Source organism: Streptomyces sp. NPDC003035, from assembly GCF_042888285.1.
Classification (GTDB): Bacteria; Actinomycetota; Actinomycetes; order Streptomycetales; family Streptomycetaceae; genus Streptomyces.
This window is the reverse complement of record NZ_JBIAPJ010000001.1, coordinates 379,636-394,097: the sequence shown is the minus strand read 5'-3', so window position 1 is coordinate 394,097 and position 14,462 is coordinate 379,636. Positions and strand designations below refer to the sequence as shown.

The 14,462-nt window shown below is 74.0% G+C and carries 12 protein-coding genes and 1 pseudogene; 4 read left to right on the top strand and 9 right to left on the bottom strand.

The annotated features are described in order from the left end of the window. Positions 1 to 88: 88 nt before the first annotated feature. From amiA to ACFYV5_RS01690, 5 genes and pseudogenes are all read right to left on the bottom strand, one after another. On the bottom strand, positions 89 to 223 hold the full coding sequence (gene amiA, locus ACFYV5_RS01710; protein WP_355107214.1) for a streptamidine family RiPP: 135 nt from the start codon (positions 221 to 223) through the stop codon (positions 89 to 91). 59 nt (positions 224 to 282) lie between these two features. Further along, positions 283 to 1,201, bottom strand: a pseudogene (locus tag ACFYV5_RS01705) (ABC transporter ATP-binding protein). Further along, complete coding sequence (locus ACFYV5_RS01700; protein ID WP_389165007.1) at positions 1,198 to 2,202, bottom strand: FecCD family ABC transporter permease; 1,005 nt, start codon at positions 2,200 to 2,202, stop codon at positions 1,198 to 1,200. The pseudogene ACFYV5_RS01705 and the gene ACFYV5_RS01700 overlap by 4 nt, the downstream one beginning before the upstream one ends. Before the next feature lie 572 nt (positions 2,203 to 2,774). Further along, entirely contained in the window at positions 2,775 to 3,734 is a 960-nt protein-coding gene (locus ACFYV5_RS01695; protein WP_389163079.1) for a FecCD family ABC transporter permease, read from the bottom strand. After that, the gene (locus ACFYV5_RS01690) at positions 3,731 to 4,723 is read right to left on the bottom strand and encodes an ABC transporter substrate-binding protein (RefSeq protein ID WP_389163076.1); all 993 of its coding nucleotides are present in this window, start codon (positions 4,721 to 4,723) and stop codon (positions 3,731 to 3,733) included. The genes ACFYV5_RS01695 and ACFYV5_RS01690 overlap by 4 nt, the downstream gene beginning before the upstream one ends. Positions 4,724 to 4,807: 84 nt before the next feature. Between ACFYV5_RS01690 and ACFYV5_RS01685 the strand changes: the two genes are divergently transcribed. Together ACFYV5_RS01685 and ACFYV5_RS01680 are read left to right on the top strand one after the other, a co-directional pair. Further along, positions 4,808 to 6,250, top strand: coding sequence for a hypothetical protein (locus ACFYV5_RS01685; protein WP_389163073.1), 1,443 nt, complete (start codon positions 4,808 to 4,810; stop codon positions 6,248 to 6,250). A gap of 158 nt (positions 6,251 to 6,408) precedes the next feature. Then, positions 6,409 to 7,197, top strand: a complete 789-nt coding sequence (locus ACFYV5_RS01680) for a hypothetical protein (RefSeq protein ID WP_355106605.1) — start codon at positions 6,409 to 6,411, stop codon at positions 7,195 to 7,197. Between the two features lie 42 nt (positions 7,198 to 7,239). Here ACFYV5_RS01680 and ACFYV5_RS01675 read toward each other — a convergent pair whose 3' ends face one another. Together ACFYV5_RS01675 and ACFYV5_RS01670 are read right to left on the bottom strand one after the other, a co-directional pair. After that, on the bottom strand, positions 7,240 to 8,895 hold the full coding sequence (locus tag ACFYV5_RS01675) for a WD40 repeat domain-containing protein (RefSeq protein WP_389163069.1): 1,656 nt from the start codon (positions 8,893 to 8,895) through the stop codon (positions 7,240 to 7,242). A gap of 96 nt (positions 8,896 to 8,991) precedes the next feature. After that, the gene (locus tag ACFYV5_RS01670) at positions 8,992 to 9,828 is read right to left on the bottom strand and encodes a GntR family transcriptional regulator (protein WP_389163066.1); all 837 of its coding nucleotides are present in this window, start codon (positions 9,826 to 9,828) and stop codon (positions 8,992 to 8,994) included. 182 nt (positions 9,829 to 10,010) lie between these two features. Between ACFYV5_RS01670 and ACFYV5_RS01665 the strand changes: the two genes are divergently transcribed. Continuing rightward, positions 10,011 to 10,868, top strand: coding sequence for a (2Fe-2S)-binding protein (locus ACFYV5_RS01665; RefSeq protein WP_389163064.1), 858 nt, complete (start codon positions 10,011 to 10,013; stop codon positions 10,866 to 10,868). A gap of 205 nt (positions 10,869 to 11,073) precedes the next feature. Continuing rightward, positions 11,074 to 12,162 (top strand): DUF2637 domain-containing protein, encoded by a 1,089-nt coding sequence (locus ACFYV5_RS01660; RefSeq protein WP_389163061.1) that lies wholly within the window; start codon positions 11,074 to 11,076, stop codon positions 12,160 to 12,162. A 30-nt stretch (positions 12,163 to 12,192) separates the two neighbouring features. On the opposite strand, the gene ACFYV5_RS01655 is transcribed toward ACFYV5_RS01660, so the two are convergent. Together ACFYV5_RS01655 and ACFYV5_RS01650 are read right to left on the bottom strand one after the other, a co-directional pair. Then, on the bottom strand, positions 12,193 to 12,612 hold the full coding sequence (locus ACFYV5_RS01655; RefSeq protein ID WP_355107208.1) for an ATP-binding protein: 420 nt from the start codon (positions 12,610 to 12,612) through the stop codon (positions 12,193 to 12,195). Positions 12,613 to 12,719: 107 nt separating this feature from the next. Further along, complete coding sequence (locus ACFYV5_RS01650; RefSeq protein WP_355106595.1) at positions 12,720 to 14,462, bottom strand: pyruvate dehydrogenase; 1,743 nt, start codon at positions 14,460 to 14,462, stop codon at positions 12,720 to 12,722.

Genomic DNA, 14,462 nt, shown 5'->3' with positions numbered 1-14,462 from the left:
GCGGGAAGCGCTGAAGACGGGTGGGGCCCGCCCGGGAAGGCGATCCGGGCGGGCCCGCGGGCGTCCGGCGCGAGGCCGGACGCCGGACTCAGTTGTCCGAGTCGGTGTCCGCCTCGACGGCGTCCTGGAAGGGGTTCTCCACCAGGGCGTTGGAGTGGGTGGCGGACAGGTGGGCGAGCTGGCCCTGCTCCGCGATCGGGCTGAACACCTTGTGCTGCTCCATGAGTTGACTCTCCATTCGTGGATGGTCACGCCGCCCGGTTCGGCGACGCACCCCTGACACTAATGAATATGATTTTCATTTCGCAATAGTCTCGGGAACATCCAGAGGGTGATCCGGGTAACACACCGGCCAGCCGCCCTCCGGATCGCGACCCACCCGGCCCGCCACTCCGAGCACGTCGGCGAGGAGGCGTGGGGTGACGACGTCCTCCGGCCGGCCGTCGGCGGCGACCCGCCCCTGCCGCAGGGCGACGATCCGGTCGGCGAATCGCGCCGCGTGGCCGAGGTCGTGAAGCACCATCACCACCGTCAGCCTCCGCTCCTCCCGCAGCCGCACCACCGTCCGCATGACCTCCAGCTGGTGGCGCAGGTCCAGGTAGGTGGTGGGCTCGTCGAGCAGCAGGACGCGGGTGTCCTGGGCCAGCGCCATCGCCAGCCGTACGCGCTGCCGCTCACCGCCGGAGAGGTCGTCCACCGGCCGGTCGGCCCACGCGTCGACTCCCACGTCGGCCATCGCCCGCGCGCAGACGGCGTCGTCCCCGTCGCGAAGCATCCCGAGCGGGCCCCGGGCGGCGTACCGCCCTTGCTGCACCAGCCGACGGACCGTCATGCCCGGCACGGGCGGCGCGGACTGGTGCAGGATCGCCACCCGGCGGGCGGCCGCGCGCCGGGAGAGCCGCGACAGGTCCTCGCCGTCGAGCAGGACGCGCCCCTCGCCGGGCCGCAGCAGCCCCGCGCAGAGGCGCAGCAGGGTGGACTTGCCGCAGCCGTTGAGCCCGACGAGGGCGACCGACTCCCCGGCGTCCACGGTCAGATCGATCCCGGACAGCACGTCCCGGCCGGGGTAGCCGAACCGCAGGCCCTCGGTACGGATCGTGCCGGGAGCACCGGAGGTCTCCCCCACCGGGGGCTGACGCGGGGCCACCTCGCTGCCCGCCTCCACCGCCCGCGTCCCGAGCGATTCCGTGGTCCTTCTCATGTCTTCTCCGTTCCGCGTCGGGCCACGATCAGCAGAAGCGCCGCGCCCACACAGGTCGTCAGGGCGCCCGTCGGGATGCTCAGCCGGTCCATCTCCAGGGCGTCGGCGAGGACGGGCGAGAGCCACTGGGCCCCGGCGTCCGCGCCGCCCACGACCACCGCTCCCAGCAGGGCCGAGCCGGGCAGCGCCCGGCGCAGGTCCGCCCCGAACACGGCGAGGGCCAGGTGCGGGACGAGGAGACCCACGAAGCCGAGGGCGCCGACCACCGCGACGGCGCCGGCGGTCAGGGCCACCGCGCAGGCCAGCGCGGTGAGCCGGGCGCGGCCGGTGCGCAGTCCGGCCGCCGCGGCCTGTTCGTCGCCGCAGCGCAGCAGGGTCAGCGGGGCGGCGAGCAGGCAGGCGGCCGCGGACCAGACCGCGGCCCAGGGCCAGAGCAGCCGCCAGTGCTCCATGACACGGCCCTCGGTGGAGCCGACGAGCCACTGCACGATGCTGCCCAGTTCGCCGGGCGCGACGAGCAGGACCATCGCGGTGAGCCCGGCGAGGACCGCCGACACCAGCACACCGTGGACGGCCGTCTGCGCCGGGTCGCCCCGGTCCCGGCCCGCGAGCAGCCAGAGCAGTCCGGCGCCGGTGAAGCCGCCCGCACAGGCGGCCACGACCACGGCCATCGGGGACTCCCAGCCCGCGAGACCGAGCCCGGTCGCGGCCACCGCGCCGAGCACGGCGCCCGGCGTCACACCGGTGACCTCCGGTCCGGCCAGCGGATTGCGCAGCGCGGACTGCAGGACGAGCCCCGCGAGCCCCAGACAGGCACCCGCCGTCAGGGCCACCAGGGTCCGGGGCAGCCGGAGTCGCAGGACGACGTGGCGGGTGAGGGGGTCACCGTCACCCCGCAGCACATCGACCACCGCGGCACCCCCGACGGCCCGCCCGGCCACCAGCCCACCGACCACGACGACACCGAGGACGACGACGAGCCCCGCGAACACCACCCACACGGGCACACGAGGGCCACCGCGCGAGGCTCGGCGCGCCGCCGAGCCCGCCGGGACCGACGCCGAATCCGTGGCGGCCGGCGCCGAATCCGCCAGGGCCGACGCAGGGCCCGCCCCGGCCCGGCCGGACGCCGGTCCGGCCGACGCCGAATCCGTCCCGGCCTGCGCAGGGTTCGTCATGGCCAGGCCCGGCGCCGCCCCGCCCGGAGCAGGACCCGTCCCGCCTGACGCCGGATCCGTCACCGCCCACGCAGAGTCCGTCCCGCCCGACGCCGAATCCGTCCCGGCCTGCGCAGGGTTCGTCATGGCCAGGCCCGGCGCCGCCCCGCCCGGCGCCGCCCCGCCCGGCGCCGCCCCGCCCGGCGCCGGCCCGGCGAGGCCACGTACCGACGCGGGCGGTGTGCCGGCGTCGGCACGTGCCCGCGGCGGCGCAACGCCCGTGCGCTCCCCGCTCGTCGGCGCGGCAGCGCCCGTCCGGGGGCGGGGCGCGTCGCCGGACGCGTTCCCGGCCAGGGACCCGGACGCGCTCCCGGCCGTCCCGGAGCCGCCGTCCTCACCTCCGGCCTCGATGTCCGTCATCGCTTCGCCGCCTTTCTCAGGAGTACGACGCCCGCCGGTACGCCCAGAAGGGCCGTCCAGGCGCCGACCGGGGTCTCGATCGGGGCCAGGGCGAGGCGAGCGGGCTGGTCGGCGCAGAGCACGATCAGGGCGCCGAGCGCGGCCGACCACGGCAGCCAGGTCACCGCCCCCGCCTCCGGCCGCAGGCGGCGGGCGAGGTGCGGGGCGAGGAAGCCGACCCAGGCCACCGGCCCGCAGACCGCGACGACCGGGGCGATCAGGAGGACGGCGAGGCCCAGCGCCGCGAGCCGGGCACGCCGTACCCGTACGCCGAGGGCCCGGGCGTCGTCGTCGCCGAGGCGCAGCACCCCCAGGACCGGCGCGCACAGCACCAGCGCCGGCAGCGCCACCGCCAGCCAGGGCCACAGGCCGGTGACGTCGTCCCAGGTCCGCGCGGACAGGCTGCCGAGCAGATAGCGGTAGACGATCTGCAGGTCGAGCTGGTCGGCGAGGACCATCAGGACGAGCAGCGCCGCCTGGAGCGCCGCCGCGACGGCGGCGCCGGTCAGCAGGACGGCGCTGGGGCTGCGGCCGAACCCCGCGGCGAGCAGCGTGAGAAGGCCCCCGAACGCGGCGCCGGCGAGGGCGAGCAGCGGCTGCACGGCGAGCGGGACGGGCAGGGCGAGGACGAGCGGCGCGGCGACGCCGAGCGCGGCGCCGCCGGAGACGCCGAGCATCTCCGGTACGGCGAGCGGGTTGCGCAGCGCCTCCTGGAGGACGAGCCCGGCGGCGCCGAGGCAGGCCCCTGCGACGAGGGCCAGGACCAGTCGGGGCAGGCGCAGTTCGGTGAGGATCACCCTGGACGCCCCGGTGTCGTCGCCGAGGTTCCCGAGGTGCGGGAGGAGTAGCGCGCAGGCCACGGCCGCCGCCAGCACCGAGGCGGCGCCGCAGAGTTGACGTACCGGAAGGGAACTCACCGCAGCGCGGCCGTCGCCTCGTCGAGGACGATGCCGAGCGAGCGGGTGCCACGACCCTTGGCCCAGACCTCGGCGTCGACCTCGTGGACACGGCCGTTCTTCACCGCCGGGATCTTCGACCAGAGCGGGTTCGCGGCGAGCTTGTCGGAGAGCCGCTGTCCGGGCGCGGCGGGGCCGCCGAAGGAGAGGGTCTCGACGAAGAGGACGTCGACGTCGCGGGCGAGGATCTCCTCCATGCTGTACGTGCCGTCGACGCCCCGGCTCTTCCACGGGTAGTCGGCGACCTTGGGCATGAGTCCGGCGGTGACGTCGCGGCCGGGGGTGGCGACGCCGAAGTTCTCGTCGCTGCCGAAGATGATCAGCGCCGTCCTGTCGCTGCGCGTCTTCTCGGCGGCGGCGAGCTTGACACGGAAGGCCTTCTCGGCCGCCTCGCCCTGCTGCGTACGGCCGGTGAGGGCGGCGAGATCGCGCAGATAGCCCACGCTGTCCTGCCAGGTGCCGGGCTGGAGAGGCCAGAAGACGGTGGCGCCCTTGAGGGCCGGGGCGAGCTTGCCGTGGGTGTCGCCCAGGCCGATCACCAGGTCGGGCTTGTACGAGAGGATCGCCTCGGTCTCGGGGCTGAGGAAGCCGCCCGGGACCACGGGCACCTTCGCCGCCTTCTCCTTGCCGAGGAACTTCTCGTGGGCGAGGAGCGCGGAGTTGGTGGCGGCCGGGACCATGCCGAGTTCGGCCAGCATGTCGTCGCAGAGGGCGACGAGACAGACGATCCGCTTCGGCGGGGCGGTGGTCGTGACGGTGACACCCTTGGCGTCGGTGACGGTCCGTGCGGCGGTGATGGGCCGGACGTTCACGTCGGTCGTCGCACCCGCTCCACCGCCCTTCCCCGCGCCCTCGGCGTTCCCGCCGGCCGTTCCGCAGCCGGCCAGCAGCGCCCCCATGACCGCCGCGGCCGCGAGGCGGCGCGCCTTTCGCAGCATTCTGCGCGACATATGTCCCTCAGTTCTGTTTCGTCCCCGGGATGGTGACGGAGTGCGGCGGGCACCCGGGTTCACCCGCACCCCACAGCGTGCCACATGATAATCATTACCAATAAGCCCTTTGTCGCCCACCCCCTGGAGCCCGCCGTGCCGCTGCCGCCCCGCCTCCTCGTCGCCGACCAAGTCGACGGATGCGTACGGATGTTGGATGTGCCGAGCGGCGAGGAGAGAGCGGTCCTCGACGGCCGCCACCTCGCCGAGCACGCCGGGTTCCTCGCCCTGCCCGGGGGTCGCAGCGCCTTCGTCGACGACCTGGCGGGCGAGCTGGTGGTGCTCGACCCGTACGGCCCCGAGGCCGGCCGGCCGTTCGTCGAGGCGACCGTCCCCGTGGCCACGCCCGCCGAACACCTCGCGGCGGACGCCACCGGCCGCCTCCTGGCGGTGACCACCGGTCTCGGCCGGAACGAGGAGCCCTGGAGCGACCTCCTCACCGTCGTCGACCTGCGCGCCGAACGCCCCAGGTCCGTGCGGGTCCGCACGCGGGTCGGCGAGCCGGGTGTCGTACTCCTCGACCGGGCGGATGGCGCGGAGGGCTGCGAGCCGGGTGACACGGCAGGTGGCGATCCGGGCGCCACGCCGGACGGCGAGCGGGGTGCCGCACCGGCGGGCGAGCCGCGGGCCGCGCCCGACCGCGAGCCGAGGGCCGCACCCGACCGCGAGCCGAGGGCCGCGGCCGACGGCGACAAGGACCCCCTGGTCGTCCTGCGCCACCGGGAACCCGGCACCCTCACCGCGTACACCTGGCGTTCCCTGCTCGGCTCTCCGCCCGCCTGCCCGCCCGCCGACCCCGGCCACGAGCTGCCCCTGCCCGACCACGACGGCCACGGTGACGCCCTCGACCCGTACAGCGGACGGCTGTTCGCGGCGGCCGGCTCCGGCGTCCACCGCGCCCGGCGCGAGGGCGATCGGCTCGTCGCCGAGGAACCGCTCGGCTGGGCGGGCCCCGGCCGGGGCTACTACCTGCGGCTCGACCCGGTCCGGCGCACCCTCTGGTCCTGCGTGCGGGGCGGGCCCGCCGACCCCGGTCGGTGGCCGGAGTGGAGCAACGACGCCTGGTTCCACCACCTCGCGTCCGGCCGTACGGGACGGGTCCCGCTCGGCCCCGGCCTGGTCTTCCGGCTCGCCGTCACCGCCACCCACATCGCGTACGCACGCGTCCACCCCGACGGCGACGAGCTGGTCCTGCTCGACCCCTCGACCCCTCTCCCCCGGATCGCCGCGCGGCTGCCGCTGCCCGCGATGGACGGAGCTCCGCGCCCCGGCGGCACCCCGTGGGACGGCGTGCAGCGGCGCGCGATCGCGGCCTCGCCGGGCGCGGAGTACACGGCCGTCACCCGAGGGGGTCACGGCGAGGTTCATCTCTTCGAGGGAACCCGCGAACTGACCGTGATCAAGGTGCCGACACCCCTGCACGACGGCGGGCATCTCGCCCTGATCGCGCCGGGAGACGGGGCACAGGCCGATCGGATCGGCCGTTGAGCGCGACCGGGCAGCCGCGTCCGCATACCGGTGACGCCCAGACTCTTGTGAAAAAATTCACCTGACCCCTTGGCCCGGCGCGCCCGTTCGTGTTGAGATGCGGGCCTACTCAACAGCTCAATGGCGCGCTCGGGGAGGGCAATGTGGCGGACACCGCCATGTCTGGTTCCGAAACAACGGGTGGCGACGATCCGTCCCCTGCCTACGGCGGGAGGACCCCCATGGAGACGGCCATATGGCGCCTCCGTTCACGCGGCTGTTGGACGGACGCGGCCGCGCTGCTCACCCCGCGCGCGGCCGAACCGGCCGCGGCGCTGGAGAGGGCGGCCCTGCTGATCGAGCGCTGCCTCTACACCGAGAAGGGCTGGGCGGAGGCGGAGGAGGCGCTCCGGGCGGCCGAGGCGGTCGCACAGACCGACGAGGAGCGCGGGGCGGCGGCGTGCGAACGCGGCTATCTCGCCTACGCGTCGACGCTGCTCGGGGTACGGGACCGGGCGGACGAGGCCACGGCGGCGCTCGGACGCGCGGCGGCGCTGATCGGGCCATCGGCCGAGGGGCGCCCGCTGCTCGACTTCCGGCGCGGGCTGATCGCCCAGAACCTCGGTGACTCGCCCCAGGCGGCCCGCGCCGCCTTCCGTCGCGCCCACGCCGGTGCGACGGACCGGGGCGACACCCTGCTCCTCTCCTCCACTTGGCGCCATCTGGCCGGAATCGCCCTGCGGGAGGGTGAGTTGGCGGAGGCGCGGCACGGCTTCGCCGAGTCGCTGCGGATCCGTGAGGAGCTCGGCTTCCTGGTGGGTACGGCTCCGGCCCTGACCGCCCTGGCGGACACGGAGACGGAGCCGGAGGCGGGCCGCCTGCGGGCCGAGGCGGCACGGCTGTTCCGCCTGCTGGGCGGGGTCCCGACCTGGCTCGCCGCCCAACTGACACCCCACCCGGCGACATGACCGTGCGTCAGCTCGATTGAACAGACCTCTTGTGACGAGGCGTCACGTCGTCCGACACCGCGCCTCGTCCAGGCGGAGGAGCGCCTCGTCCATCCCCACGACCACTCCCCCGTCCGGGGTGAGTGCCACCGCACGCACCGGTGGTCCCGGGCGGAAGGAAAGGCGCTCCTTCGTGTCGAGGTGGTGGAGCTCCACGAGCCCGTCGGCCCAGGCGATCGCGAGGGACGGGCCCTCAGGGGTGGCGGTGGCGTGCAACGCCAGGACGGGACAAGGCCGTTCGGCGAGGGACTCGGGATGCGGGTCCTGGCCTGGGGTCCAGAGCCGGACCGTGCCGTCGAGGCCGCCGCTGCAGAGGAAGGGCCTGGGCGGCGCCTCGACGGCGGTGACAGCCGTGACCCGACCACTGTGCAGGGCGGCCTGGTGAATACCCGTCAGTCCGAAGGCGTGCACGGATCCGAGCCGGTCGCCCACCACGACGGACCCGCTGATCGCCGCGAGCGCCGTGCCGGGGTGCCGGGTGAGCGTCGCCGCGACGGCCGCGGTCAGCCGCTCCAGGTACGGCGGGCGCGGCTGCGGCCCGCGCACGGTGTGCAGCCGGCCCCGTTCGTCCAGGAGCAGGACGGTGCCGTCCGGCGCGGGCGCGAGCGCCTTGATCCGCCGGGCGGGACTGGTGAACGGCTCGTCCGCGGGGGCCGCGTCGGCCGCGTCCAGCAGCTGTACGGCATCGGTGGGGCCCGCGACGAGCAGACGGTCGCCGAGGGTCCCGAACGCGGTGACGGGGCCTGGCCAGGGCGGGGTCAGGTCGCCCGGCACCCGGGTCCATCGCACGCTCCAGGCGGCGCCGATGGCGAGTTCCCGCAGGGCGGGCCGGAGCCGGGGGTCGGCACCGTCCCCCAGGGCGCCGAGCAGGACCAGGGCGCGGTCGGCGGGGTCCTGATCCCGGCAGAGGGACTGTCCGGCTCTCAGCCAGGCAGAGCGCAGGCCGCCGTGGTCGTCACCTGACCCGCTCGCGTAACCGGCGGTGACGAGCAGGGGGTCGGCCTCGCACACGGCGACGGGATCGGTCAGTTCGACGGCCGCGCGGGCACCACCCTCCGTCCGCGCCTCCGTCCGCGCCTCTGTCCGCGCCTCTGTCCGCGCCTCCGTCGGACCGACGGCCGCCCTGTCCGGCTCCGTCCCGTCCGGCTCCGTCACGTCCACCACCGTGGCACGGTGGTCGGCGAGAAGGGCGTGCGCGAGGACGCCCGTGCGGACCTCGACGGCGAGCCGGATCCGGCCCAACCCGACCAGTTCCGCCAGAAGTTCGGAGATCGCGTCCGGTTCCGCGGCGGCGTGCAGGTCCGTCAGGACGAGGACCGCGCGGCGGGCCTCGGTGGTGGCGAGGACGTGGACCAGTTCGCCGGGTGTCCTTGCCACGACGCCGAGGCGGTTGGCGAGGGTCCAGGCCGTACCGAGCGCGCTCTGCCCGGCGAGCGGGACCAGCTCGCGCGCCGAACGCCTGCGGCGCGCACCGGAACGGGCGCCCGAACGAGCGCCGTGGGCGGCGAGCCAGGAGAGCAGCGCGGACTTGCCCCGGCGGGGGCCACCGGTGACCAGGCAGAGACGGGGCGCGTCCGGGTCGGTGAGCCAGCCGAGCAGGGCCGCCGCCTGGGCTTCCGTACCGGCGGCGGGGCGCTCCCCGCGGGCGGATCCGGTCACGGGCACCGTCCCCATGCCGCAGGCGGAGTCGCGGACGGCATGGCACACCTCACGGACGGCGTCGTGCGAGCGGACTGACGGCAACGACCTTAGTCGTCAGCCCGCCGATCCGGTGAAGTGCTCCCGTACGAGTGACTGCACGACGGGCAGATCCTGGGCGACGAGCGCGTCGAGGAGAGCGGTGTGCTCCGCCGCGTCCGCGACCAGGTCGCCATGGCGGGTCGCCGGGGCGCTCATCAGGGGCCACTGGGAGCGGCGGTGGAGGTCGTCGGCGACGGCGAGGAGCTGTTCGTTGCCGGCGAGGGAGAGGACCGCGCGGTGGAAGGCGCGGTCGGCCTCGGCGTAGTGGGCGCGGTCGCCGCGGGCGGCGGCGGCCGAGGTGGCCTCGGCGAGGGGGCGGAGCTCGGCCCAGCGGGCGGCCGGGATCGTCCGGGCCAGGCGCAGCATGACCGGGATCTCGATGAGCGCGCGGACCTCGGCGAGCTCGGCGAGCTCGCGCGGGGTGCGTTCGGTGACGCGGAAGCCGCGGTTCGGGACCACCTCGACGGCGCCTTCGGTCGCCAGCTGTTGCATGGCCTCGCGCACAGGGGTCGCCGAGACGCCGAAGCGTTCGGCGAGGACGGGGGCGGAGTACACCTCGCCGGGGACCAGCTCGCCGCCGACGAGGGCGGTGCGCAGCGCCTGGAGGATCTGACCCCGCACGGAGTGGCGCCGTACGGGACGCGGGGCGAGCCCGGGCGCGGGCGGCTCACTGTGGGTGTGCTCCCCGCGTGCCGACGCGGGCGGGGCGGAGGCGGGCGCGGAAGCGGGTTCGCACGGTGCGGACCCGGGCCCGGAGGCACCGCAGCGGGCCTGCCCCGGAACCCGTACGGCCTTGCCGAACGGCGGGTACGGCTCCTGTTGCGCCCGCTCGCGCGCTCTGCCCTGCTCCACCCGGGTCCTCCTGCGGGGTCGTGCCGGGGCCGGCTCGCAATGGCGAGGCCCCCCGTGCACCATATGCGAGACGGAGGGACAGAGGGCCCGGAGGGCGTGCCCGCTCGAGACGAGGAGCAAACATCGATCGCATCGGGTAAGGTAAGGCTTACCTGTTAACGATCGCGATTCGGTGGTCCCGTATGGCCGTCCCCGCCCTGCTCCCCGCCCCCTTCACCTCGCCCGTCGCGGCCTCGTACGCCCGTCTCGGCGAGGTGTTCTCCGGCCTGCGGATAGAGGAGCTGGGCGATGGCGAGAGCGCGCCCCGCGGCGGGGGCTGGGTCGGCGCCGACCAGCTGGCGGCGGGGGGCGCCGCGCTCGACGCCTTCCTCGCCTGGGACAACGCCCAGGTGCTGCGTGACTACGGACAGCAGGCCCGCCCCGACGTGGTCGCCAGCTTCGGACTGCACCGGTACGCCTGGCCGGCCTGCCTCCTGGTCACGGTCCCCTGGTTCCTGCACCGCAGGGTCCCCCGCGTGCCCGCCCGGAACGTCGCCTTCCAGCGGGCCCTGGGCCGGATGACCGTCCGCGTCGAGGAGTTCGCCTGTCTGCCCGGCGACCCCGCCGCCGCGCTGCCGGGCGCCCGGGTCGTCCCGGACGAGGAGGCTCTACGCGCCGAGGTCCTCGCCTCGCTCGCCGAGCACTTCGAGGGCGTCCTGGCCGGCTTCGAGCCGCGGATGCGGCGCGGCAGGCGGGCCCTGTGGGGCATGGCGACGGACGAGATCGTCGAGGGCCTCTGGTACATCGGGGCGCTGCTCGGCGAGGAGGAGCGGGCGATGCGCGAGCTGGAGCTGCTGATGCCCGGCACGGCCAAGCCGTTCGCGGGCGCCGCCGGCTTCCGCGAGCTGGCCGGCTCCGTGGACGCCGACGGAACGACCCGTTCCACCCGGGACCGGGCGACGTGCTGTTTCTTCTACACGCTGCGCCCCGAGGACACCTGCCTGACGTGTCCGCGCACCTGCGACGCCGAGCGGGTCCGCCGACTGGCGGCGACCGCCTGACCCTCCCGAGGGATTACGCCACCCGCGCGGGTGGCGTAAATCGAACGTGACTCCCTTGCTCCGTCCGGCCGTTCGACCAGATCGCACCTATTCGTATGCCGTGCGACCTCAATGGCGTGCTCTTGCCGCGAAACCCCTTGTGGGCTCTTCGGGGTCGGCCAGTATGGGCGCCCGAAAGGCCCTACTGCGATGCAAGGGACACCGCATGAGACTGACCGACATATCGCTGGACTGGCTGCTTCCTGGCGGCGTCATGGTGGCCGGAGTCCTGACGGCGGTGGCGGTGCTCGCGCGCGGCAAGCGCGCCGGTGACCAGGCCGCGGCCGAGGACTCCTGGGAGCGCAGCGAGGAACGCCGCAGACGCAAGGAAGCGATCTACGGAACCGCCTCCTACGTCCTGCTCTTCTGCTGTGCGGCCGTCGCCGCCGCACTCTCCTTCCACGGGCTCGTCGGCTTCGGCCGGCAGAACCTCAACCTCACCGGGGGCTGGGAGTACCTCGTCCCCTTCGGCCTCGACGGCGCGGCGATGTTCTGCTCGGTCCTCGCGGTCCGCGAGGCGAGCCACGGCGACGCGGCCCTCGGCTCGCGTCTCCTCGTATGGACGTTCGCGGGCGCGGCGGCCTGGTTCAACTGGGTGCACGCGCCGCGGGGCCTGGGCCACGCGGGCGCCCCGCAGTTCTTCGCCGGCATGTCCCTCTCGGCGGCGGTCCTCTTCGACCGGGCCCTCAAGCAGACCCGCCGGGCGGCGCTGCGCGAGCAGGGCCTGGTGCCCCGTCCGCTGCCGCAGATCCGGATCGTCCGGTGGCTGAGGGCGCCCAGGGAGACCTTCGCCGCATGGTCGCTGATGCTCCTGGAGGGCGTACGGACCCTGGACGAGGCGGTCGACGAGGTCCGCGAGGACCGTCGGGAGAAGCAGCAGAACCGGCTGCGCAGGCGCGATCAGGAGAAGCTCGACCGAGCCCGGCTGAAGGCGATCAACCGGCAGCACCGGGCCTTCGGACTGGGCCGCGGCGGCGGCCGTCAGGTCGAGGTGGCGGCCCTGAACCCCGGCGCCAACTCCGCAGGGTCGGCGGGCTCGGTGGGCTCCGCGACGACGTCCATGGGGGCGGCCGTCGCGGAGCCCGCCATACCGGACCCCGGACAACTGCCGCTTCGACACCGGCCCTCCCTCCAGGCCGTGCAGGGTACTGAGCCGCGGACGGTGGATCTCACCGCCGAGGACGACACCCAGACCCTGCCCCGGCTCGACTCCCTGGAGCGCAAGCTCAAGGACCTCGAGCAGCAGTTCGGCTGAGATCGGGACACAGAACGGCGGGGCCGCCTCTCAGGCGGCCCCGCCGTTGAGTTCGAACCACACCACCTTGCCCACCCCGTGGTCCTCCACTCCCCAGGAGTCGGCCAGCTCCTGGACCAGGACGAGGCCTCTGCCGTGCGTACCGTCGTCGGCGATCGGTGCGTGCGGCTCGGAGAGACCGGAGACGAAGTCGCGCACTTCGACGCGGAGACTGTCGGGCACGACCGTCGCGGTGACGACCGCGCCGTGATCCGTGTGGATCAGCGCGTTGGTCACCAGCTCGCTCGTGAGCAGCTCCGCCACGTCGGAGGCTCCCGGCTCGCCCCATCTCCGCAACAGGGCGCGCAACGCATGGCGCACCTCCGGCACCGCGGTGAGATCCGCGCATCCCACCTTCCTGAGCAGTTGAGTCGGCTGTCTCGACTCCCCGGCCATAACCCCCACCCACATGTCGGAACAACTCACCTCGAACAGGCTCACGGGGATGCATGCCCCACCACATCGCCCGCATTCATCCGATGCGGTCGCCGCGTGACTCGGGGGTGCGGACCGGCCACTCAGGGGCGGGGCACGTTGCGCAGGTTGGAGCGGGCCATCTGGAGCATCCGGCCGACTCCGCCGTCCAGCACGATCTTGCCGGCCGAGAGGGCGAAGCCGGAGACCATCTCGCGGCTGATCTTCGGGGGGATGGAGAGGGCGTTGGGGTCGGTGACGACGTCGACGAGTGCCGGGCCCTTGTGCTTGAAGGCGTCCTTGAGGGCGCCCGCGAGCTGCTTGGGCTTCTCGACGCGGACGCCGTAGGCGCCGGCCGCGCGGGCGATGGCCGCGAAGTCGGGGTTGTGGTTCGTCGTTCCGTACGAAGGGAGTCCGGCGACCAGCATCTCCAACTCGACCATTCCGAGGGAGGAGTTGTTGAAGAGCACGATCTTCACGGGCAGGTCGTGCTGGACGAGGGTGAGGAAGTCACCCATCAGCATCGAGAATCCGCCGTCGCCCGACATCGAGATCACCTGGCGGCCACGGTCCACGAACTGGGCGCCGATGGCCTGGGGCAGGGCGTTGGCCATGGAGCCGTGCGAGAAGGAGCCGATGATCCGGCGGCGGCCGTTGGGCGAGATGTAGCGGGCGGCCCAGACGTTGCACATGCCGGTGTCGACGGTGAACACGGCGTCGTCGTCGGCGAGCTCGTCGAGGACCGAGGCCACGTACTCCGGATGGATCGGCGTGTGCTTCTCGACCTTGCGGGTGTACGCCTTGACGACTCCCTCCAGAGCATCGGCGTGCTTCTTCAGCATCTTGTCGAGGAAGCGGCGGTCGGTCTTGGCGCGCACACGCGGGATGACGCAGCGCAGGGTCTCGCGGACGTCACCCCAGACGGCGAGGTCGAGCTTGGAACGCCGGCCGAGGTGCTCGGGCCTGATGTCCACCTGGGCGATCGTGACATCGTCGGGCAGGAAGGCGTTGTACGGGAAGTCGGTGCCGAGCAGGAGCAGCAGATCGCACTCGTGGGTGGCCTCGTACGCGGCGCCGTAGCCGAGCAGTCCGCTCATGCCGACGTCGAACGGGTTGTCGTACTGAATCCATTCCTTGCCGCGCAGCGCGTGGCCGACGGGCGCCTTCAGCCGTTCGGCGAACTGCATGACCTCGGCGTGCGCGCCGGCCGTGCCGCTGCCGCAGAACAGCGTCACCCGCTTGGCCGCGTCGATCATCCGTACCAGGGCGTCGATCTCGGCGTCCCCCGGACGGGCGGTGGGCCGGGTGGTGACGAGGTCGTGCTCCACCGCCTCCTTCGGGGCGGGCTCGGAGGCGATGTCGCCGGGCAGCGCGACGACGCTGACACCGCCCCGGCCGACGGCGCGCTGAATGGCCGTCCGCAGCAGCCGGGGCATCTGCTTCGGGCTGGAGATCAGCTCGCTGTAGTGGCTGCACTCGGTGAAGAGCCGGTCGGGGTGGGTCTCCTGGAAGAAACCGAGGCCGATCTCGCTCGACGGGATGTGCGAGGCGAGGGCGAGGACCGGGGCCATCGAGCGGTGGGCGTCGTACAGGCCGTTGATCAGGTGCAGATTGCCCGGACCGCAGGAGCCCGCGCAGGCGGCGAGACGGCCGGTGATCTGCGCCTCGGCCCCGGCGGCGAAGGCGGCGGCCTCCTCGTGTCTGACGTGGACCCAGTCGATGCCGGGGGTGCGGCGGACGGCGTCGACGACGGGGTTCAGGCTGTCGCCGACGACTCCGTACAGGCGCTGCACGCCCGCGCGGACAAGGATGTCGACGAACTGTTCTGCGACATTCTGTTTGGCCAT